The 19,696-nt window shown below is 54.1% G+C and carries 16 protein-coding genes, 4 tRNA genes and 1 other RNA gene; 4 read left to right on the top strand and 17 right to left on the bottom strand.

Annotated elements, in window-relative coordinates; all coding sequences use genetic code 11:
• Positions 1-2 precede the first annotated feature (2 nt).
• A complete protein-coding gene (gene hemY, locus BTJ39_RS18035; protein ID WP_078004074.1) occupies positions 3-1,193 on the top strand; it encodes a protoheme IX biogenesis protein HemY in 1,191 nt (396 codons plus the stop codon).
• A gap of 551 nt (positions 1,194-1,744) precedes the next feature.
• On the opposite strand, the gene BTJ39_RS18030 is transcribed toward hemY, so the two are convergent.
• The 17 genes from BTJ39_RS18030 to trxA form a co-directional block, all read right to left on the bottom strand.
• Positions 1,745-1,874, bottom strand: a non-coding RNA gene (locus BTJ39_RS18030) — RtT sRNA.
• 33 nt (positions 1,875-1,907) lie between these two features.
• Positions 1,908-1,984, bottom strand: a tRNA-Pro gene (locus tag BTJ39_RS18025).
• 26 nt (positions 1,985-2,010) lie between these two features.
• Positions 2,011-2,097, bottom strand: a tRNA-Leu gene (locus BTJ39_RS18020).
• Positions 2,098-2,110: 13 nt separating this feature from the next.
• A tRNA-His gene (locus tag BTJ39_RS18015) sits at positions 2,111-2,186 on the bottom strand.
• A gap of 112 nt (positions 2,187-2,298) precedes the next feature.
• Positions 2,299-2,375, bottom strand: a tRNA-Arg gene (locus BTJ39_RS18010).
• A gap of 174 nt (positions 2,376-2,549) precedes the next feature.
• Complete coding sequence (gene wecG, locus BTJ39_RS18005; RefSeq protein ID WP_078004073.1) at positions 2,550-3,293, bottom strand: lipopolysaccharide N-acetylmannosaminouronosyltransferase; 744 nt, start codon at positions 3,291-3,293, stop codon at positions 2,550-2,552.
• Between the two features lie 22 nt (positions 3,294-3,315).
• Positions 3,316-4,668 (bottom strand): ECA oligosaccharide polymerase, encoded by a 1,353-nt coding sequence (gene wzyE / locus BTJ39_RS18000; RefSeq protein WP_078004072.1) that lies wholly within the window; start codon positions 4,666-4,668, stop codon positions 3,316-3,318.
• Positions 4,669-4,673: 5 nt separating this feature from the next.
• The gene (locus BTJ39_RS17995; RefSeq protein WP_078004071.1) at positions 4,674-5,738 is read right to left on the bottom strand and encodes a TDP-N-acetylfucosamine:lipid II N-acetylfucosaminyltransferase; all 1,065 of its coding nucleotides are present in this window, start codon (positions 5,736-5,738) and stop codon (positions 4,674-4,676) included.
• On the bottom strand, positions 5,735-6,985 hold the full coding sequence (gene wzxE, locus BTJ39_RS17990; protein ID WP_078004070.1) for a lipid III flippase WzxE: 1,251 nt from the start codon (positions 6,983-6,985) through the stop codon (positions 5,735-5,737). The genes BTJ39_RS17995 and wzxE overlap by 4 nt, the downstream gene beginning before the upstream one ends.
• Positions 6,985-8,115, bottom strand: a complete 1,131-nt coding sequence (gene rffA, locus BTJ39_RS17985) for a dTDP-4-amino-4,6-dideoxygalactose transaminase (RefSeq protein ID WP_078004069.1) — start codon at positions 8,113-8,115, stop codon at positions 6,985-6,987. The genes wzxE and rffA overlap by 1 nt, the downstream gene beginning before the upstream one ends.
• A gap of 4 nt (positions 8,116-8,119) precedes the next feature.
• On the bottom strand, positions 8,120-8,806 hold the full coding sequence (gene rffC / locus BTJ39_RS17980) for a dTDP-4-amino-4,6-dideoxy-D-galactose acyltransferase (protein ID WP_078004068.1): 687 nt from the start codon (positions 8,804-8,806) through the stop codon (positions 8,120-8,122).
• Positions 8,807-8,824: 18 nt separating this feature from the next.
• Entirely contained in the window at positions 8,825-10,087 is a 1,263-nt protein-coding gene (gene wecC, locus BTJ39_RS17975) for a UDP-N-acetyl-D-mannosamine dehydrogenase (RefSeq protein ID WP_078004067.1), read from the bottom strand.
• On the bottom strand, positions 10,084-11,214 hold the full coding sequence (gene wecB, locus BTJ39_RS17970) for a non-hydrolyzing UDP-N-acetylglucosamine 2-epimerase (RefSeq protein WP_078004066.1): 1,131 nt from the start codon (positions 11,212-11,214) through the stop codon (positions 10,084-10,086). Before wecB ends, wecC begins: the two co-directional genes overlap by 4 nt.
• Entirely contained in the window at positions 11,211-12,266 is a 1,056-nt protein-coding gene (wzzE, locus tag BTJ39_RS17965) for an ECA polysaccharide chain length modulation protein (RefSeq protein ID WP_078004065.1), read from the bottom strand. The genes wecB and wzzE overlap by 4 nt, the downstream gene beginning before the upstream one ends.
• Positions 12,267-12,275: 9 nt before the next feature.
• Positions 12,276-13,367 carry a UDP-N-acetylglucosamine--undecaprenyl-phosphate N-acetylglucosaminephosphotransferase gene (gene wecA / locus BTJ39_RS17960; RefSeq protein WP_078004064.1) on the bottom strand — a complete coding sequence of 364 codons (1,092 nt, stop codon included), beginning with the start codon at positions 13,365-13,367 and terminating at the stop codon, positions 12,276-12,278.
• Positions 13,368-13,660: 293 nt separating this feature from the next.
• The gene (gene rho, locus BTJ39_RS17955) at positions 13,661-14,920 is read right to left on the bottom strand and encodes a transcription termination factor Rho (protein WP_078004063.1); all 1,260 of its coding nucleotides are present in this window, start codon (positions 14,918-14,920) and stop codon (positions 13,661-13,663) included.
• Positions 14,921-15,280: 360 nt separating this feature from the next.
• Positions 15,281-15,613 (bottom strand): thioredoxin TrxA, encoded by a 333-nt coding sequence (gene trxA / locus BTJ39_RS17950; RefSeq protein WP_078004062.1) that lies wholly within the window; start codon positions 15,611-15,613, stop codon positions 15,281-15,283.
• A 117-nt stretch (positions 15,614-15,730) separates the two neighbouring features.
• On the opposite strand from trxA, the gene rhlB reads away from it, so the two are divergent.
• The 3 genes from rhlB (at position 15,731) to BTJ39_RS17935 (ending at position 19,673) form a co-directional block, all read left to right on the top strand.
• Positions 15,731-17,020 carry an ATP-dependent RNA helicase RhlB gene (gene rhlB, locus BTJ39_RS17945; RefSeq protein ID WP_078004061.1) on the top strand — a complete coding sequence of 430 codons (1,290 nt, stop codon included), beginning with the start codon at positions 15,731-15,733 and terminating at the stop codon, positions 17,018-17,020.
• A gap of 7 nt (positions 17,021-17,027) precedes the next feature.
• Positions 17,028-18,515, top strand: coding sequence for a guanosine-5'-triphosphate,3'-diphosphate diphosphatase (gppA, locus tag BTJ39_RS17940; RefSeq protein WP_078004060.1), 1,488 nt, complete (start codon positions 17,028-17,030; stop codon positions 18,513-18,515).
• A 132-nt stretch (positions 18,516-18,647) separates the two neighbouring features.
• Positions 18,648-19,673 carry an acyltransferase family protein gene (locus BTJ39_RS17935; RefSeq protein WP_078004059.1) on the top strand — a complete coding sequence of 342 codons (1,026 nt, stop codon included), beginning with the start codon at positions 18,648-18,650 and terminating at the stop codon, positions 19,671-19,673.
• Positions 19,674-19,696: the final 23 nt, after the last annotated feature.

Here is a 19,696-nt window from a genome sequence, read left to right as displayed (position 1 = left end):
GGATGCTCAAAGTATTATTGCTGTTCCTGCTGTTGCTGGCAGGCGTTGTGCTTGGCCCGCTGCTGGCAGGCCATCAGGGCTACGTGCTGATCCAGACCGACAGCTGGAACATCGAGACCAGCGTGACGGGACTGGTCATTATATTGCTCATTGCGCTTATCGTTATTCTGCTGCTGGAATGGCTGTTACGCCGCCTGTTTAAAACCGGAACCCGCACTCGCGGCTGGTTTAAAGGTCGTAAGCGCAGCCGGGCCAGAAAACAAACGCAGATCGCGCTGATGAAACTCGCCGAAGGTGACTACAAGCAGGTTGAGAAACTGATGTCCAGCCATGCCGATCACGCTGAGCAGCCGGTCGTTAACTATCTGCTGGCGGCGGAGGCTGCACAGCAGCGCGGTGATGAAATTCGCGCCAATCAGCATCTGGAGCGCGCGGCAGAGCTGGCTGAAAATGACCGGCTGCCGGTAGAAATAACCCGGGTGCGTATTCAGCTGGCTCGTAATGAAGATCACGCAGCGCGCCACGGCATCGATAAACTGCTTGAGGTCGCGCCGCGTCACCCGGAGGTATTGCGTCTTGCTGAGCAAGCTTACCTGCGCACCGGTGCATGGTCATCTCTGCTGGATATCTTGCCGGCGCTGGAAAAAAACCAGCAGGTCGATGACAGCCAGCTTGAGGTGCTGCAAAAGCAGGCATGGCTGGGGCTGATGAATCAGGCCATGGCGGATAACGGTAGCGAAGGCCTCAAACAATGGTGGCACAATCAGCGACGTAAAACCCGCCAGGATATGACGCTACAGGTCGCGGTGGCCGAACACCTTATCGCCTGTAACGATCACCATGCCGCCCAGGAAATCGTGCTGGATGGTCTGAAACGGCAATACGATGAGCGGCTGATCCTCCTGATGCCCAAGTTGAAAGATGGCAACCCTGAACAGCTTGAAAAAGCACTACGCCAACAAATTAAGCAGCACGGCGCTACGCCGCTGCTCTGGAGTACGCTCGGTCAACTGCTGATGCAGCACGGTGACTGGCAGCAGGCAAGCGAGGCGTTTCGTGAAGCGCTGAAACAGCGTCCGGATGCTTATGACTATGCCTGGCTTGCTGACATGCTCGACAGGCTTCATAAGCCGGAAGAGGCCGCACAAATGCGTCGTGACGGCCTGCTACTTACCTTAAAAAACAACCCCTGACCCCTTCAGGCGGCGCTTGCGCCGCCTTTGCTTTTCCTTTCACGCTGCAAAAAAAAGCCTGTCGCAAGACAGGCATAAGATCAGGTCATTAAGATAACCGGTGGTACAAGACTCAACGTAATGTCCGATCATCTGCCAGTCATGGCGGACGGGTGGACAGCGTGTACCGTAAATGGCTCTGCGTCATTCCTGGGTTTATGAGGCCGTAGCGAGCATAAGGGGTGGAATGAGCATCTACTTTTTCTATAAAGCATTTACTGTGCCAAATAAAAAATCAGCCAAAAAATATTTCTATCCGTTTGTTTTTAAACAAATATTACCAAAATAGCGCTAACTTCTGTTTGCTTTTGCAGCTGACGCCTCGCTCTCCGGCTGTCGCAAGGCGGAGACAGCGGATGGCAGTGCAATCAAACTTTATTTTAATCAACAAGATAAATGTCACCGCCTGACGACAGCGCTACCAGGGTTCGGAGACACTCATTCTATTCAACAAACGCATATAAACGACTACAAAAGAAAAAAACCTGCTTAAAAAAGCAGGTTTCTGAAAGTGGTCGGCGAGAGAGGATTACGCATCCCTGCGGGAAGCGCCCTGCGGGCCGTTGCTGAAGCAACGTTGTCTCGCTGCGCTCGGCTCAAACCTCCTGCGGAGGTTCTCATCCTCTGTTTGCTACAAAAGAAAAAAACCTGCTTAAAAAAGCAGGTTTCTGAAAGTGGTCGGCGAGAGAGGATTCGAACCTCCGACCCACTGGTCCCAAACCAGTTGCGCTACCAAGCTGCGCTACTCGCCGAAATACTGCCGTATTGCTATTTTGATTGGTGCGAGGGGGGGGACTTGAACCCCCACGTCCGTAAGGACACTAACACCTGAAGCTAGCGCGTCTACCAATTCCGCCACCTTCGCATTCCATCAAAATTGGGGTGGCTAATGGGACTCGAACCCACGACAACTGGAATCACAATCCAGGGCTCTACCAACTGAGCTATAGCCACCACTGTCTTTCTACAAATCACTTACTGCTACCGGACAGCTTCTACAAGAGAAACAATGATTTGTTTGTAAACGCGGTAAATGTTACCACCGCAGCTCTTGCGCACAACTTAATGGCGCGCCCGACAGGATTCGAACCTGAGACCTCTGCCTCCGGAGGGCAGCGCTCTATCCAGCTGAGCTACGGGCGCGTAGCGCCGTTGCGGATGGGCATAGTACGGATTTGCTCCCATGCTGTCCAGTGGTTTTTGCACAAAAAAACGCGTTTGATTACGCTTTGTGCACTCACCGCTGCCTGCTCGCTTATTTACGCTGCTTTGCGGCAGAAACTGGCCATTTAGCAACCAGATAGCATCCCACGGCCGTTACAGATCGCCTCGCAAATACCAGCGGATAAAGGTCAGCATCTTAATCAGCCGTCCAATACGCGTTGGCTGGCGAATAAAACGATACAGCCACTCAAGTCCTAATTTCTGCCAGGCTTTTGGCGCGCGTTTTACACGGCCGGTAAACACATCATAGGTACCGCCAACGCCCATATAAAGCGCCCCGGAATAAACGGCCTGGCAGTCACGCATGAAGATCTCCTGCTTTGGCGATCCCATGGCGACGGTCACAATTTCTGCGCCGCTGGCAGCAATGCGCTCAACAATTGCGTCCTGCTGGTCAGGGGTAAAGTAGCCGTCCTGCATACCAACAATATTTACCTGCCAGCGCTGACGCAGTTTCTCGGCCGTTAGCTGCAATACTTCCGACGTTCCACCGACCAGAAAGACCTTGCCGCCAGTCTGACCAGCCTGCTGCATTATTCCTTCCCACAAATCCGCCCCGGCAACGCGCGCGACCTGGGCCTGGGGATACTTACGATGAATTGCACGCACAATACTGATACCGTCGGCATAGCGGTAGCGCGCGCCGTTAATCAACGCTTTGACCTGCGGATCCCGTTCGGCAGCCAGCATTTTTTCAGCATTGATTGCCACAATCATCCCCGGCAGCCAACCGCCGCCGGCCGTAAGATGGGCAATAAACGCTTCGCGACTGGTAAAGCCTGCCAGGCTTATATCGCGTAAGGTATAAACCGGTGGTTCCTCTCCCTGGTTATTCATATAATTTCAATCAACACCATATTTATGCATTGTTATCCTGATGGAAAACTCTCATGGCACTGGCGGAACGAATAAGGCCCGCGTTATCCAGCAGCCAGTAAAATAATTTAGCCGCCACGACGCTGGCGGCAAAAATTAAAATGAAGAACACCACGCGCGAAGCAAAGGCATCCAGGCCTTCTCGCGCCAGTACAATCATATTAAATACCGCCCCGAAGCAAAAACTTTGCAGTACGGCGGCTTTATAGCGCTGCGTTTCATTACGACCGGACTGATAAAGCCAGTCAAACCATTTAATTATCCAGCCGACAACCAGCGCACCAAAAGGCAAAAACCAAACGCCCCCCATCACCAGAAGCGAACCAATCAGCGTGGGTGAAATCGCCAGCCCTGAATGATTATCCAGCACTTCCCAGGTAAAATAATTGGCCGTATTTAATATTGCCGACGGGCGTCCGGGCCAGAGCCAGTGGGGAATAAACACATAGAAATCACGCGCCATCGGCGCCAGTCCCTGAAAGACGATGTCGTGATAATGGCTAAACAGCAGCGCAAGGTTCTCCCAGGGAGAGAAGGTATCACGCGTCAGATAAAGGAAGGTATAAAAGGCCTCGCTGCCGCTGACATTCAGGTTATAGCGACCCAGCGCCAAAAAGAACATCGCCACAATTCCCCCCACGCCAGCGGCCACCAGCATCCACAGCGTAATCCACCCCCGGTTAATACCAATAAACAGAAAAATTGCGAAAGCAATAATGGTATTGGCGCGGGTACCGCCAACGATCGCATAGGTCAGCAGGCCGAAAGTAACCGTAACCAATAAAAACAGCATCCACTGACGGCGCGTTTCACGGCTAAAATACACCAGCAGCATCGCCGGGATAAAAAAGTAGAAAAAGCGCTTCAGCGCCACGTTGGAGACTTCGGCTGAAAATATCTGGCTATAGGATTGCAGTCGGAACAGCAAAAAACCGTTGTGAACAAAAAATATCGCCACCGACCCCAGCGCGATCAGCATCAGTAAACCAACCGTCAGCTGATACTCCACCCGATTGATGGAAAAGGCCGATCGCCGCGGCCCGTCCCGCAGCGGACGCAGGCGCGTTTTGTAGCAAACATAATAAATAGCATAAAAGCCGGTAGCAGAAAGCAGCGCCTCCAGCAGATAAACCGGCGGGACAATTTCGGCATTAAAACCAAATACCAGCATGCTGGAAAGAGGAAAGCCGAGATAAAATGTCAGCAGAAACAGCAGGGAAAAGAAAATGTGAAAACTAAAGCGAACCCGCCGGAAATCACGCCAGGTGAGCGTTAGTACAAACCCCAGTGATAGCAAATACACCACCAACAGGCCACTAAACTGTGGAAGCGTCATGCGTCTTAATCCTCAAATTGTTGCAGTAGTTCTTTCCAGCCGGCAATGTAGCCCGGTTCGAAAAAACTAATTAACGTTTTGTCCATTGATATCAACCGCTGTCGCGCATCAGCAATCTGCTGCTGGTTCAGGGCGTCTTCAGCAAATAGCAGCGGTATATTCGCAGCCGCCAGATCCTGGCAAAAGGGATTATGGCGGCTAATAACCAGCGGAACATTTGCCTGAATCAACAGGCAAAGGGTGCCAATTCCCTGCTGACGCTCGAAAATAAAGTAGCCTAAATCACTCTGCGTTATCAGCGCAAGGTAGCGCTCAAAATCTAATGTTTCCCGCAGGATAATCGGTGTATGCGCAGGGAACAGGCTACGCCCTACGGCTTCTACCTGCGCAATATAGCGTTCGTTTTCCGGCGGATAGCCCATCGGCACCGTGATCCGGACCGCATCACCAAAGCTATTGTGAATCGCCTTTAATCCGGCTATATGCCGGTTGCTGGCATCGCCGGAGTTGCCCAGCAGCAGCCTCAAAGGCAGAGTTTGCGGCGACGGTAGCGTCGCAGGTACCGCTGGCATTCGGGTAGGGAAATAGAGCCGTCTGCCGGGTATCTGCGGACAGCGTGCATGAAAAACCCTTAAGTCGCCAAGAGTAGCAAACACCTGGCCAACCCGGCGCTGAGCCAGCCTGCGCAGCGCATAGAACAGGCTAAACTTAAGCCCGCGCCGATCCTGATACAGATCCGCGCCCCAGACGTGCCAGAGCACCTGATGGGGTTGCAGCGCCCCGCGCAACATCGCCAACCAGATTCGCAAATTGAACTGACCGTGGAACAGAAAGCGATCCTGACGATTGCGGGGCGCATACGCGGTTACCGCTTTTGCCAGCAGCGCTTTCGTTGCAAAGGCGCGAATATCCAGCGCTGGCAGCTTATGCTGTAGATCTGGCGGGCAGTTTACTACCCAGAATTGGCGCCGTCGCGTGGTTGTCTGCGCCAGTGTATCGTTAAAAAAGCGCAGCATGGTTTGATTATGATGGGGAATATCAGCCCCGAGTATATGTATCAGCATCGTCATTTACGCAGGCGATAAATCAAAAAAGCGCTGACGCATAGCGCAAAATACACCACATAGGTAGCCATATAAGCCTGAGCTGCACCGCGCGTACCGTTCAGCGGGATAAGCCAGTGGGAAAAGCCCAGCAGCAAGGCAAACTGGCTGATCTCCGTCAAAATATAAATGCGCAACGCGGCTTTCGCGATGACCAGATAACCAAACACATAGGCACCGACCTTCAGCACATCGCCCGGCAGCTGCCAGATAAATAAATCGCGCATTGGCAAAAACTGAGGAGAAAACAGCAGCCAGATAGCGACATCCCGCAGTAGCCAGACCAGGCAAGCCACGGCGGTGACTAGCGGCAGGACGAATAAAAGTGTACGGCCGATTTCCCGGCTGATTGCCGCCTTATCCTGCAGGCGCGCCAGGGTCGGTAGCAGCCAGACGCTGAATGAGGCGGTAATAAACTGCAGCCAGGCATCGGAAATGCTGGTCACCCCCAGCCAGATACCCACCTGGCTCCATCCCGCCTGGGCGGCCAGCTGATTGCGCATCATAATCCATGCAACCGGCAGCGTTGCCGCGGTGATAACCGCCATCAGCGTGTATTTACCCAGGGTCATGACCACCTCAGGCTGCCAGCGCGGGCGTAGATAATGCCAGGGGAAATGTTCCCGGCGTAATACCAACCAACTGGCTGGCAGCACCACCAGCGCGGGCACCATCGCCAGGCCGACCAGCGCGCCCCGGTAGCCGCCCAGCCAGTGGCAGCATAGCCAGGCGAGCACGCCGGCTATACTGCCAATGCTCAATGCCAGCGCATTCGCGCTGGCATCACGATAGCCTTTAATAATTGCCAGCATCAGGTTTGCCCAGGCGATGCCTACCTGTAGCAGAGCCACAATGCGAATAACGCCGGCATAATCCTGTCGACCAAACAGCGCCTGGCTGATCGGCGGGGCAAACAGCAAAAACAACGCCGCCAGCAGCAATGAAAACCCAAGTACCATTGCCGATGCGCTGCCCGCGACGGCACGTAATGCTTCTGGCTGCCGCTGGCGCTCGGCTATCAGCGCGGTGACGCCGTTAAAAATACCGGCGCCGGCCAGTACGCCGAGCACGGTAATCAGCTGGCGAAAATTCCCCGCCAGGCCAACGCCCTGCGGGCCATACTCCACCGCCAGTAGTTTCACCACCACCAGACCGGCGAGGATTTTTACCAGGGTGGAACAGGCCGTCCACAGCGATGCACGCGCCAGAGACATCAGTAGAAGAAACTCAACAGCGAGTTGATTACCGTCTGCTGATTATTATCCGACAAGTTGTAAAACAGCGGTAAGCGCAATAAACGTTCGCTTTCACGCGTCGTCACTTCGTCTTTGCCATGAAAGCGGCCAAATCGCTGCCCTGCCGGTGAGGTATGCAGCGGGATATAGTGGAAAACAGCCAGAATTTCCGCCTCTTTCAGCCAGTTAATCAGCGCGCTACGTTCCTGTTCATCGCGCAGGCGGATAGCGAACATATGCGCATTATGCTGGCACCCTTTCGGCTGGTTCGGTAATACCAGCCGTCCGCGTTCAGCCAGCGGCTTCAGAGCCTGATAGTAATGCTGCCAGAGGCGCAGACGCTGCTGGTTTATCCGATCGGCGGCTTCCAGCTGCGCCCAGAGATAGGCCGCCTGCAAATCGGACATCAAATAGCTGGAACCCAGGTCGCGCCAGGTATATTTGTCCACCTGGCCGCGGAAAAACTGGCTGCGGTTAGTGCCTTTCTCGCGGATAATTTCGGCGCGCTCAATCAGCGAGCGATCGTTAATCAACGTCGCGCCGCCTTCACCGCCTGCGGTGTAATTCTTGGTTTCATGAAAGCTAAAGCAGCCGATATGCCCGATAGTACCGAGCGCTCGCCCTTTCCAGCTGGACATCACCCCCTGCGCCGCATCTTCTACCACTTTGAGATCGTATTTAGCAGCCAGCGCCATGATGGCATCCATTTCGCAGCTCACGCCGGCGTAATGCACCACCACGATGGCTTTGGTCCGGCTGGTGATCGCCGCCTCGATTTTATTTTCATCAAGATTCAGCGTGTCCTCGCGCACGTCAATAAAGACGATAGTCGCGCCGCGCAGCACAAAGGCATTTGCTGTCGAGACGAAGGTAAAGCTGGGCATGATGACCTCATCACCCGGCTGTAAATCCAGCAGAATGGCGGCCATTTCCAGCGAGGCGGTGCAGGAAGGCGTCAGCAGAACTTTCGGGCAGTTGAAACGATGCTCCAGCCACTGCTGGCAGCGGCGAGTGAAGCCGCCATCGCCGCAGAGCTTTCCGCTGGACATTGCCGACTGCATATATTCGCTTTCGTTGCCCACCACCGGAGGGGCGTTAAATGGGATCATAAGTTTACCTATATAGCCACCAGGCGGAGCTGTCCGGCACGCCGCCGCTGCGCGTATACAGACGCATCGCCGCCAGATTGCTGGTTTGCGTCGCCACGCGTAGCGTTGTCAGCCGCTGCGCTCTGGCCCAGTCAAGTGCAGCGTTCATCAGGCGTTTCCCCGTGCCCTGTCCTGGCGTAAGCGCGGCCAGTAACCCGACCCTGGCGCTACCATCATCCAACCGACGCAGTGAAACAAATCCGGCAATTTCGCCTGCCTCATCCAGCGCCAGTAAGCACTGATGATCGAAGCTGCCTTTTACTGCATTCTCAATCCAACGCGCATAAAACCGGCCGCTATCCTGCGGTTTAAACCAGGGCGAACGAAAACGACTCTGCACGAACAGCTGAGCGGCGGCGGCGCTTAGCGCGGGAATATGCTCATTACGGGCGATTTTAATACCATCAGGCCGGGCGGCGGAATCAGAACAAAAGACAAAATCGACTTCCCCCTCAACCAAACGAAAGCCGGCATCGCCCAGCGCATCCAGCTCCGCGCTGCGCTGCGCGGGCACTTTTGCCTGCACTAGCTGGTAATCATCCATGGGCAGCGCCGCCAGCGGCACATCACCTTCCAGCAGCAGACGACCGCAGCGAATGCCAAAAAATTCGCTTTCCCAGGCCAGCGGCTCAATACGGGCTGTAATGCGCATGTCGTCTCCTTCCCAGGCTTAACGCCAGATGCCTTTGGTATCGATCAGCCGGCGACCGGCTATTTTCCCGGCGTCCAGCGCGCGAAACTCCGTGTGATCGACCAGCATAACCAGAATATCGGCCTGGTCTATTGCCTGATGCGCCGCAACCAGCTCAACCAGCCCCTGCAGCTTTGACGGCAACGTTGTAATATTGGGTTCCACCACCAGCGTGGCGCCCTGATGCCAGCGCGCAATCTGCCCGGTGATAGCCATCGCCGGACTTTCACGCAAATCGTCAATATCAGGCTTAAATGCCAGACCGAAGCAGGCGATAGTTATCTCGCTGGGCCGCTGATTGGTTTCCGCCAGGCACTCCGCCAGCATTTTTTTTACCTGTTCGATGACCCAATCGGGCTTACTGTCATTGACCTCGCGCGCAGTACGAATCAAACGCGCCTGCTGAGGATTCTGGGCCACGATGAACCAGGGATCGATAGCAATGCAGTGGCCGCCGACGCCAGGTCCTGGCTGTAAGATATTGACGCGCGGATGGCGGTTTGCCAGTTCGATCAGTTCCCAGACGTTAATCTGCTGATCGGCACAAATCAGCGAAAGCTCGTTGGCGAAAGCAATATTCACGTCGCGGAAGCTGTTTTCAGTGAGTTTGCACATCTCTGCCGTGCGGGCATTGGTGACAACGCACTCCCCTTCGAGAATCAGGTTATAAAGCTCACAAGCGCGCTGCGAGCAACGCGGCGTCATACCACCGATTACCCGATCGTTTTTGATAAGCTCCACCATGACTTTCCCCGGCAGCACGCGCTCCGGACAGTAAGCAATCATCACGTCAGCCGCTTCGCCGGCCTGCTGAGGAAAGCGCAGATCGGGACGGGCCTGAGCCAGCCAGTCGGCCATCTGCTCGGTGGTTCCAACCGGCGACGTCGACTCCAGCACCACCAGGTCACCACGCTTCAACACCGGGGCGATCGCGTTAGCCGCAGCATTTACCGCGCTCAGGTCTGGCTGGTGCCCCTCGCGGAAAGGCGTGGGTACGGCAATAAGAAATGCATCGGCGCTAACCGGCTGCCCGACAGCCCTCAGCGTGCCGGCAGACACCGCCTGCTGTACGATATTATCCAGGTCCGGTTCAACAATATGAACCGCACCGCGATTAATGGTTTCAACAGTTTGCGGGTTGATATCCACACCAACCACCGGCGTTCCCCGGGCGGCAAAGACAGCAGCGGTGGGAAGACCGATATAGCCCAATCCAATAACAGACAGGGTATTGAAATTCATAAGTGGATCCGATTTTCTTTCAGAAACTGAACGATACGCGGGCAAGCCTTGCCGTCGCCATAAGGATTGTGCGCCCGGCTCATGGCGTGCCAGGCGTCATCATCACTTAACAGGCGTGAAGCTTCCGCCACGATTTTAGCGCTGTCAGTGCCAACCAGCCGCACGGTACCGGCATCCACCGCCTCCGGGCGCTCGGTGGTTTCCCGCATGACTAATACCGGCTTGCCTAATGAAGGCGCCTCTTCCTGAACGCCGCCGGAATCGGTCAGGATCAGCCAGGCGCGATCCATCAGCCAGACGAAGGGCAGATATTCCTGCGGTTCAATCAGCGTGATGTTATCAATGCCGCGCAGAATACGATTCACCGGCTCGCTGACGTTAGGATTCAGATGAACCGGGTAGACAATCTGGCAATCGGGATGCAGATGGGCCAGCTGCGTCAGCGCATGGCAAATTCGCTCAAATCCCCCGCCGAAGCTTTCCCGGCGATGGCCGGTAACCAACACCATTTTACGACCGGCTTCAAGGAAGGGGTAGCGGCTGGCCATCGCGCTATTTTGCTGGGGATCGCGCAAAATACCGTCGCGAACCCAGAACAGTGCGTCGATAACCGTATTGCCGGTGACGACAATCTGCGCGTCGGGAAGGTTTTCCCGCAACAGGTTCTGCCGGGCATTCTCCGTGGGGGTGAAGTGCCATGAAGCCAGACGTCCGGTCAGTACGCGATTCCCCTCCTCCGGCCAGGGCGAACGCATATTTCCCGTGCGCAGTCCGGCTTCAACGTGCCCAACCGGTATCTGCTGATAAAATGCTGCGAGGCTGGCAGCGAGCGTGGTTGTGGTATCGCCATGCACCAGAACGACATCCGGCTGGAAGTCTTTCAGAACGTCTCTCATGCCATCAAGTATGCGGCCGGTAATATCCGTCAGATCTTGCCCGGGCCGCATGATATTCAGATCGTAATCCGGCTTCAGAGAAAATAAGCTAAGAACCTGATCCAGCATCTCGCGATGTTGTGCCGTGACGCACAGGCGTGATTCTATATCAGTATCCTGCGCCAGCTGATGAACCAACGGCGCCATTTTTATCGCTTCAGGACGCGTACCGAATACGGTTAATACTTTCACAAGATATCCTCGGTTTCTCGGCGGAGTTTGCTCCGACGCGCCAGCGCTACGCCAGCACCAATCAAAGCACCTACCACGCCCCACATAGCGATTAAATAACCCCGACGCGGGCTATCGCGGCTGACGGGTTCTTCAGGCGTGCGCAGATAACGCCAACTGCTGAAGGTTTTATCCAGCTGCGGACCGGCGGTCAGCGTTGCCAGCAGCGCTTGATTTTGATCGTAACTTAATCCAAAGCGTGGGCCGATGGCCTGCAAATTCTCCACTCTCGACTGTAGCAGCGGAACGCCAAGTAAAAACAGCTCCGAGTCCGGAACCTGGTCCGGCAAAGTGGTGGTTTGCATACGCTGAAGATTTTGCTGGCGGGCAATGGCCAGCGCCTGCTTAAGGTTATAAAGCTCACGTTCATATACCGCTTTGGCGACAGCCTGCTGGCGCTGAACCTCACTGTGCAATTGCATGCGTCGCGCCTGCCAGGCCCCGTCCAATGCCTGGCGCAGATTATCCGTTGCACGCTGATTAGCAAAGGCGACATAGTCGCGCAGCAGTTGGTTCGCCGCACCGCCATTATCCGCCATCAGCCGGACGCTATCCGCAATCCCTTTATCCGGATCGGCGGGCTGATACTGGATGTTGCTGATTAAGCGATCAAGCGTTCTGGCATCATCGCCAGCATTGCCGGTTTTCAGCTGCTGGTAATAGTGACTTTGCAACCAGAAATCACGACGCGTGTCCCAGGAGGAGAGTTGCAAAACAAACTCTTTATACACCTCATCAGCAATATTTTGCGGCGGCGCGTTACCGTCTTCATCACGCCTGGCGGTCATATCGTTAATAAATTGCTGCTGGGAATAATAATTGCCTAACTGGGTGATTCCCGGACGATCGGTGACAGCGGTAGCGCTCCAGACCTGCCGGGCCAGCAGAGAATATGCCAGTGCAAATAAAGCCAGTAGCAGCGCACCGCCAATAATCCAGCCTTTACCACGCCAGAGCGCACAGCAAAGCGCCCGTAAATCCAGAGCGTTCTCTTCGGTTTCAACCTGTAGCATCACCAATCCTCACTGGCTTTTCGGTAGCTGACGGCGTAAACGCCTTTTTATTCGTTTAATCACGCGTGCCACCCGCCACGCGCGTTTGATGCAGTAGCCATAAACAATGAATGCCAGCAAAAAGAGCACCAACATAAACCACTCTGGCACAAACCACAGACTTTCACCCAGCACGCCGATACCGGCCATTAACGCCGCCATGAGGGTTATAAACACAAAAGCCTGGCGTGAGGTAAAACCCGCACGCATGATCAGGTGGTGAATATGCTGGCGGTCGGCGGAAAAAGGACTCATGCCCTTACTGAGACGGCGATGCATAATCGCCACCATATCCATCAGCGGAATAGCAATCAGCCACAAAGCGGTGACGGGCGTGATGGGATGATTGTCGCCCTGGGTGGTTTCCAGCAGTATCCAGATAATAGTAAAACCAATCAGCGTACTGCCCGCATCGCCCATAAAGACTTTGTAACGCCGCCCCATGACGCCGAGATTAAGTAAAATGTAGGGCACGATGGCGGCAATCATACCAAAGCACCACATTGCCAGGCTGTATTGTCCGCTGTGCAGCAGAATGATGCCCATAGCAAGAAAGGTTACGCATGACAGGCCGCCGAGCAGGCCGTCAATGCCATCGACCATATTAAACGCGTTGATACAGGCCCAGACGGCGAACAGGGTGAGCACATAGCCGAAGGGGCCGACTATCATCTCCCAGGGTCCGAAAATAAATCCCAGACTGAGCAGATAGAGCTTACCTACAAACATCATTAACAGCGCGATTACCGCCTGAACAAGCGCCCGAATTTTTACGCTGATATCAAAACGATCGTCCAGCGCGCCAACCAGCACCAGCACGCCGGCACAGCCAAGATAAAGGGTACTATGGGGGATATAGAAATTGGTGACGGCAAAAGTAAAGCAGGTTCCGGCAAAAACAGAAATCCCACCGACCAGCGGGATAACCCCCTGGTGGCGTTTACGGTAGTTTGGTCTATCTACCAGGCCAATTCTCTTAGCGACTTTGCGAGCAAAAAAAATAAATACCAGCGTAGAAATAAAAACAATGGCAAGCTCGGTACTCATATTGAGTAAATTCACATTAACCCGCTCTCTGCTAAGAATACTGCATCGTTATTATAAGCAATGACCATGCCAAAGGCACTCATTCAATTCAGCTTTCATTACGCCGCACCGGTAAAAAACAGGGATAACCGGTTTATTTTCAGGACCAATAGCATTCGGTTTTCAGCTGGTATCCTATAGCCCATGAAACAAAAACGCCACGTTTGAACGTGGCGTTTTTCGCTTTTATTAACACGATGATGAAGTAGTGTACAGCCTGCCTGCGATGCCCCTTACCACCCTATATCATCGCCGGCAGGCCGGGCGCGTTACGAGCGCTTCATCATATCGAAGAACTCATCATTAGTTTTGGTCATCGCCAGCTTATTGATGAGGAACTCCATGGCGTCGATTTCACCCATCGGGTGGATAATCTTACGCAGGATCCACATTTTCTGCAGTTCTTCCTGTGAAGTAAGCAGCTCTTCTTTACGCGTACCGGAGCGATTGTAATCGATCGCCGGGAATACGCGTTTTTCAGCGATTTTACGTGAAAGGTGCAGCTCCATATTACCTGTACCTTTAAACTCCTCGTAAATCACCTCGTCCATCTTCGACCCGGTATCGATCAACGCAGTCGCGATAATCGTCAGGCTACCGCCCTCTTCAACGTTACGGGCTGCGCCGAAGAAACGCTTAGGACGATGCAATGCGTTGGCATCAACACCCCCGGTCAGCACCTTGCCGGATGCGGGAACAACGGTGTTGTAAGCGCGCGCCAGGCGGGTAATTGAGTCGAGCAGAATAATAACGTCTTTTTTGTGCTCAACCAGACGCTTCGCCTTTTCAATGACCATTTCGGCGACCTGAACGTGGCGGGATGCTGGCTCATCGAAGGTCGATGCAACAACTTCACCTTTTACCAGGCGTTGCATCTCGGTCACTTCTTCCGGGCGTTCATCAATCAGCAGCACCATCAATACGCAGTCAGGATGGTTATAGGCGATGCTCTGTGCAATGTTCTGCAGCAGCATGGTTTTACCGGCTTTCGGCGGCGCAACGATCAGCCCGCGCTGGCCACGACCGATAGGCGATGCTAAATCCAGCACGCGCGCGGTGAGGTCTTCGGTCGAACCGTTGCCGCGCTCCATGCGCAGACGAGAATTCGCATGCAGCGGCGTTAAGTTTTCAAACAGGATCTTACTACGCGCGTTTTCCGGCTTATCGTAGTTAACCTCATTAACCTTCAGCAGTGCGAAATAGCGCTCACCTTCTTTCGGCGGGCGTATTTTACCGGCGATGGTGTCACCGGTACGAAGGTTAAAGCGGCGAATTTGGCTGGGAGAAACGTAGATATCATCGGGACCGGCGAGGTAGGAGCTGTCTGCAGAGCGGAGGAAACCAAATCCATCCTGCAATATCTCCAGCACGCCATCGCCGAAGATATCTTCGCCGCTTTTTGCATGTTGCTTGAGAATGGCGAAGATAATGTCCTGTTTGCGCATACGCGCCAGGTTTTCCAGTCCCATGTTCTCGCCGAGAGTAATCAGATCAGAAACCGGCGTATTTTTTAATTCGGTAAGATTCATAATGGTGGGTTCTTAAACTCGGGGTAAATCTCGAACTATTTGTCGTGGATGGTATGGCAATAGGATCCATGCCTGTCTAATGGCATGCTTTCTCCCGGTCTGCCCGACGATCTGATGCAGTGCATGTCGATCTGATACGAGAAGACGGTGAAAAGCTTGCCGAAACCGATGGTACAAACCGTCAGATTGCTGACGCGCTAATAGCGAAAGGCTTAATATAGCGTTCAACAAGGGATAAATCTTAGATTCAAACTACAGGTAAGTTCAGAATGCAGTAAAAGTAACATAGCATGCGAAATTTCTGGCGTCCAGCAAGTGTGAAAAAAAGCCGCACCGCCGACGCCAGAAAAGCAGATCGACTTAGCCCAGATTCGCGTCAAGAAACTCTTTCAGCTGGCCTTTAGAAAGCGCGCCGACTTTGGTCGCCGCCACTTCGCCGTTCTTAAATAGCAGCAGCGTAGGGATACCACGGATGCCATATTTAGGCGCGGTGCCAGGATTTTCATCGATGTTCAACTTAGAAATCGTCAGTTTCCCCTGGTACTCTTCCGCAATCTCATCAAGGATTGGCGCAATCATTTTGCACGGACCACACCACTCGGCCCAGAAATCTACCAGCGTTGGGCGTTCGGCTTTCAGAACGTCAGTTTCAAAGCTGCTGTCAGTCAGATGAACGATTTTATCGCTGCTCATGTCTTACTCCACAAGATTAAACCTGGCTGGTTGGCGTAAAATCTGCCAACTTAGGATAACTTTATTTCAACGGATACGCTTTCGTAAAGCAATAGTAAGCTGATATTCTACCACACTATGAGCAAAACACATTTAACAGAACAGAAGTTTTCCGACTTCGCCCTGCACCCGACGGTGATTGAAGCCCTTGAAAACAAAGGCTTTCATAACTGCACGCCTATTCAGGCACTGGCACTCCCCCTCACGCTAGCCGGGCGGGACGTTGCGGGTCAGGCGCAAACAGGAACCGGCAAAACAATGGCGTTTTTGACGTCAACGTTTCATCATCTTCTCTCTCACCCTGCCGCTGAAGGCCGTCAGACCAACCAACCGCGTGCGCTAATCATGGCGCCTACGCGGGAACTGGCGGTGCAAATTCATGCTGATGCAGAGCCGCTGGCGAAAACGTCAGGGCTGAAACTGGGCCTGGCTTACGGCGGCGATGGCTATGATAAACAGCTCAAGGTCCTGGAAAGCGGCGTTGACATCCTGATCGGCACCACCGGCCGTTTAATCGACTACGCAAAACAGAATTATATTAACCTCGGCGCAATTCAGGTTGTGGTGCTTGATGAAGCCGACCGCATGTTCGACCTCGGATTTATCAAAGATATCCGCTGGCTGTTCCGGCGCATGCCGGCCGCCAATCAGCGTCTGAATATGCTGTTTTCCGCCACCCTCTCTTTCCGCGTACGCGAACTGGCGTTCGAACATATGAACAACGCCGAATATGTGGAAGTTGAGCCGGAGCAGAAAACCGGTCACCGGATAAAAGAAGAGCTTTTCTATCCTTCAAACGAAGAGAAGATGCGTCTGCTGCAAACCCTGCTGGAAGAAGAGTGGCCGGATCGCGCTATCGTATTCGCCAATACGAAGCACCGCTGTGAAGATATCTGGGGCCATCTGGCCGCCGATGGTCATCGCGTTGGCCTGCTTACCGGCGACGTTGCGCAGAAAAAACGTCTGCGCATTCTGGACGATTTCACCAAAGGCGATATCGACATTCTGGTGGCAACAGATGTTGCCGCACGCGGCCTGCACATTCCTGCGGTAACGCATGTATTCAACTATGACCTGCCGGACGATCGCGAAGACTACGTACATCGCATCGGTCGTACCGGTCGCGCTGGCGCCAGCGGTCATTCGATCAGCCTTGCCTGCGAGGAATATGCCCTTAACCTGCCGGCAATCGAAGAATATATTGGTCATGGCATCCCCGTCAGTCGATACAACAGCGATGCGCTGCTGGAGGATCTGCCGCCGGCAAAACGCTTAAGCCGCAGCCGTCCGGGCGGAAACGGTCCTCGTCGCGGTGGCAACAATCGCCGTGGCGGCGCACCGCGTAATAATCGCAAACGCTCAGGTTAACGGTTTCATGCTAAGCTCTTCTTCTCTTTATGCCGCGATAGATCTGGGTTCGAACAGTTTTCATATGCTGGTGGTGCGGGAAGTGTCCGGCACCATCCAGACAGTCGCGCGTATTAAGCGGAAAGTGCGCCTTGCCGCAGGTCTCGACCACAGCACTTATCAGCTCTCAGACGACGCGATGAACCGGGGATGGCAGTGCTTGCGTTTGTTTTCAGAGCAGCTACAGGACATTCCCCCGCAGCAAATCCGCGTAGTGGCAACCGCCACATTACGTATTGCCGCTAATGCCGGGGCTTTCCTTGAAAAAGCGCAGCAGATTCTGGGCTGTGCGGTGAACGTGATTAGCGGCGAAGAAGAAGCCCGACTGATTTATCACGGCGTCGCCCACACCACCGGCGGTTCCGATAAGCGTCTGGTTGTCGATATCGGCGGCGGCAGCACCGAGCTGGTTACCGGATCGGGTTCTCTGACCACCTCGCTGTTCAGTCTCTCCATGGGCTGCGTCACCTGGCTGGAACGCTACTTTTCCGATCGTCGTCTGGGGCAGAACAATTTTGAGCAGGCCGAACAGGCGGCGCGGGCAATGCTGCGCCCGGTGGCGGATATCCTTCGCCAGCAAGGCTGGGAAACCTGCGTCGGCGCCTCCGGTACCGTGCAGGCGTTGCAGGAAATCATGGTGGCGCAGGGAATGGATGAGCGCATCACCCTGAGCAAGCTGCAGCAGCTGAAACAGCGCGCCATTCAATGCGATAAGCTGGAAGAACTGGAAATCGAGGGGCTGACGCTGGAACGCGCGCTGGTATTTCCCAGCGGCCTGTCGATTCTGATCGCGATCTTCGAAGAGCTACAAATCGACGGCATGACGCTGGCAGGCGGCGCGCTGCGCGAGGGCTTAGTCTATGGCATGCTGCACCTGCCGGTCGATCGCGACGTCAGACTACGCACCTTAAGCAGCGTACAGCGGCGATTTAATATAGACGTGACGCAGGCTGAGCGCGTTCGCCAACTGGCCCTCAGCTTTATGCAGCAGGTCAGTGAACGCTGGAAGCTGGATGAACGCTGTCGGCTGTTACTGGAAAGCGCCTGTCTTGCTCACGAAATTGGCCTGAGCGTCGATTTTAGACAAGCCCCCCAGCACGCCGCCTATCTTATTCGCCATCTCGACCTTCCCGGTTTCACCCCCGCACAAAAAAATCTGTTAGCCACCCTGCTGCAAAATCAAAGCGGTAATATCGATCTGGCGCAGCTCGGCCAGCAAAACGCTATTCCGCTACGGCTGGCGGAGCGGCTTTGCCGCCTGCTGCGACTGGCGATTATCTTCGCCAGTCGGCGCCACGATGACACGCTGCCCGCCGTCCGCCTGCTGGCGGATGACGACGCGCTTCACCTGACTCTGCCAGCCGGCTGGCTGGAGGCGCATCCGCTGCGCAAGGAGCTGCTGGATCAGGAAAGTCATTATCAGTCCTATGTCCACTGGCCGCTCACCATCGCCTGAAAATTTTCATCGCTTGCCATCAGCGAATTGCCGGCTCTTCGGTATAATCTGATTTGCGGTTTAAACCGCATAATTTACTTTTGTTGACGCTTCTCGCTCCCTATAGTCGTAGCGACTATCAGGGGGAAAACAATGACCATTACACGGGAACAAACCGCTTTTATTAAGGGGATGGCGATTTTGATGATGCTGTTTCATCATCTTTTTGCTTTCCCGAACCGCATCGATCCCAGCATTGTGATTATCCCACTGAGCCAGCAGATAAATTTTGAATTAAATATCGCCCAGTACTGCAAAATTTGCGTTCCGATCTTCTTGTTTCTGTCCGGCTACGGCTTTGCATTCAGTAAGCGCAAAGGGCCAAAAGATTTGAGCAAAAAAGCCGTTTCGATATACAGCCAGGCCTGGCTGGTGGCGCTGCTGTTTGTCCCCATCGGCATGCTGTTTTTTAACGGTGACGGACGCTATACCCTGAGCCTGCAGTCGCTGCTGCTTAACTTAAGCGGGTTGGACACCAGCTGGAATCTGGAATGGTGGTTTCTCTTTCTCTACGTTGCCTACCTGTTCTCTTACCCGCTGCTACTGAAAATTCCGCCGCTGCCGTTGCTGGCAATGTCGCTGGTTGCCTCAGTGGTGGGCACACGCCTGTACTGGCATAACTTCCAGGCCTGGTATCTGAAGGATATTATCGCCTACCTGATCTGGATATTGCCGTTAACCAGCGGCCTGATGTTAGGGCGCCACGGCACGCAGATTAATGCCTGGCTGGAACGGCACGGCATCAGCAATCGCCTGCTGACGCCGCTGTGTATTGCCGCGATTGTGGTTATTGGCTATGGCCTGACTAAATATTTCTTCGTCTCCCTTTGTCTGATAGTACCGCTGCTGGCCTTTTGCTTAATTCAGCTGCATAACGTGCTACCACAAGCGCCGCGGCGAATATTTTATTCTCTCGGCAATCGCTCCGGCTTTATGTGGCTAACGCACTCATTCTATTGCTATTACTTTATTCAGCCGATCGTCTACTCTCCGCACTACACGCTGGCGATTTATGCGCTGCTGATTGCCCTGAGCTGGATTACCAGCGTCGTGCTTGGCGGCATCTTTGATGGCATAAAAAGATTCGTCAGTCCGGCATCGCGACCGGAAGCGGCGTAACGCGCCGGATTTTGCGCCGGCAA

Origin of the sequence: Izhakiella australiensis (assembly GCF_002006995.1) — a bacterium.
Taxonomy (GTDB): Bacteria; Pseudomonadota; Gammaproteobacteria; order Enterobacterales; family Enterobacteriaceae; genus Izhakiella; species Izhakiella australiensis.
This window is presented reverse-complemented; position numbering and strand designations above follow the sequence as displayed.

Bases quoted from the DNA above. Each gene is read 5' to 3' on its own strand.
- hemY (WP_078004074.1), top strand. From the start codon at position 3: ATGCTCAAAGTATTATTGCTGTTCCTGCTGTTGCTGGCAGGCGTTGTG.
- wecG (WP_078004073.1), bottom strand. From the start codon at position 3,293: ATGAATAACCAGGGAGAGGAACCACCGGTTTATACCTTACGCGATATA.
- wzyE (WP_078004072.1), bottom strand. From the start codon at position 4,668: ATGACGCTTCCACAGTTTAGTGGCCTGTTGGTGGTGTATTTGCTATCA.
- BTJ39_RS17995 (WP_078004071.1), bottom strand. From the start codon at position 5,738: ATGACGATGCTGATACATATACTCGGGGCTGATATTCCCCATCATAAT.
- wzxE (WP_078004070.1), bottom strand. From the start codon at position 6,985: ATGTCTCTGGCGCGTGCATCGCTGTGGACGGCCTGTTCCACCCTGGTA.
- rffA (WP_078004069.1), bottom strand. From the start codon at position 8,115: ATGATCCCATTTAACGCCCCTCCGGTGGTGGGCAACGAAAGCGAATAT.
- rffC (WP_078004068.1), bottom strand. From the start codon at position 8,806: ATGCGCATTACAGCCCGTATTGAGCCGCTGGCCTGGGAAAGCGAATTT.
- wecC (WP_078004067.1), bottom strand. From the start codon at position 10,087: ATGAATTTCAATACCCTGTCTGTTATTGGATTGGGCTATATCGGTCTT.
- wzzE (WP_078004065.1), bottom strand. From the start codon at position 12,266: ATGCTACAGGTTGAAACCGAAGAGAACGCTCTGGATTTACGGGCGCTT.
- rho (WP_078004063.1), bottom strand. From the start codon at position 14,920: ATGAATCTTACCGAATTAAAAAATACGCCGGTTTCTGATCTGATTACT.
- trxA (WP_078004062.1), bottom strand. From the start codon at position 15,613: ATGAGCAGCGATAAAATCGTTCATCTGACTGACAGCAGCTTTGAAACT.
- rhlB (WP_078004061.1), top strand. From the start codon at position 15,731: ATGAGCAAAACACATTTAACAGAACAGAAGTTTTCCGACTTCGCCCTG.
- gppA (WP_078004060.1), top strand. From the start codon at position 17,028: ATGCTAAGCTCTTCTTCTCTTTATGCCGCGATAGATCTGGGTTCGAAC.
- BTJ39_RS17935 (WP_078004059.1), top strand. From the start codon at position 18,648: ATGACCATTACACGGGAACAAACCGCTTTTATTAAGGGGATGGCGATT.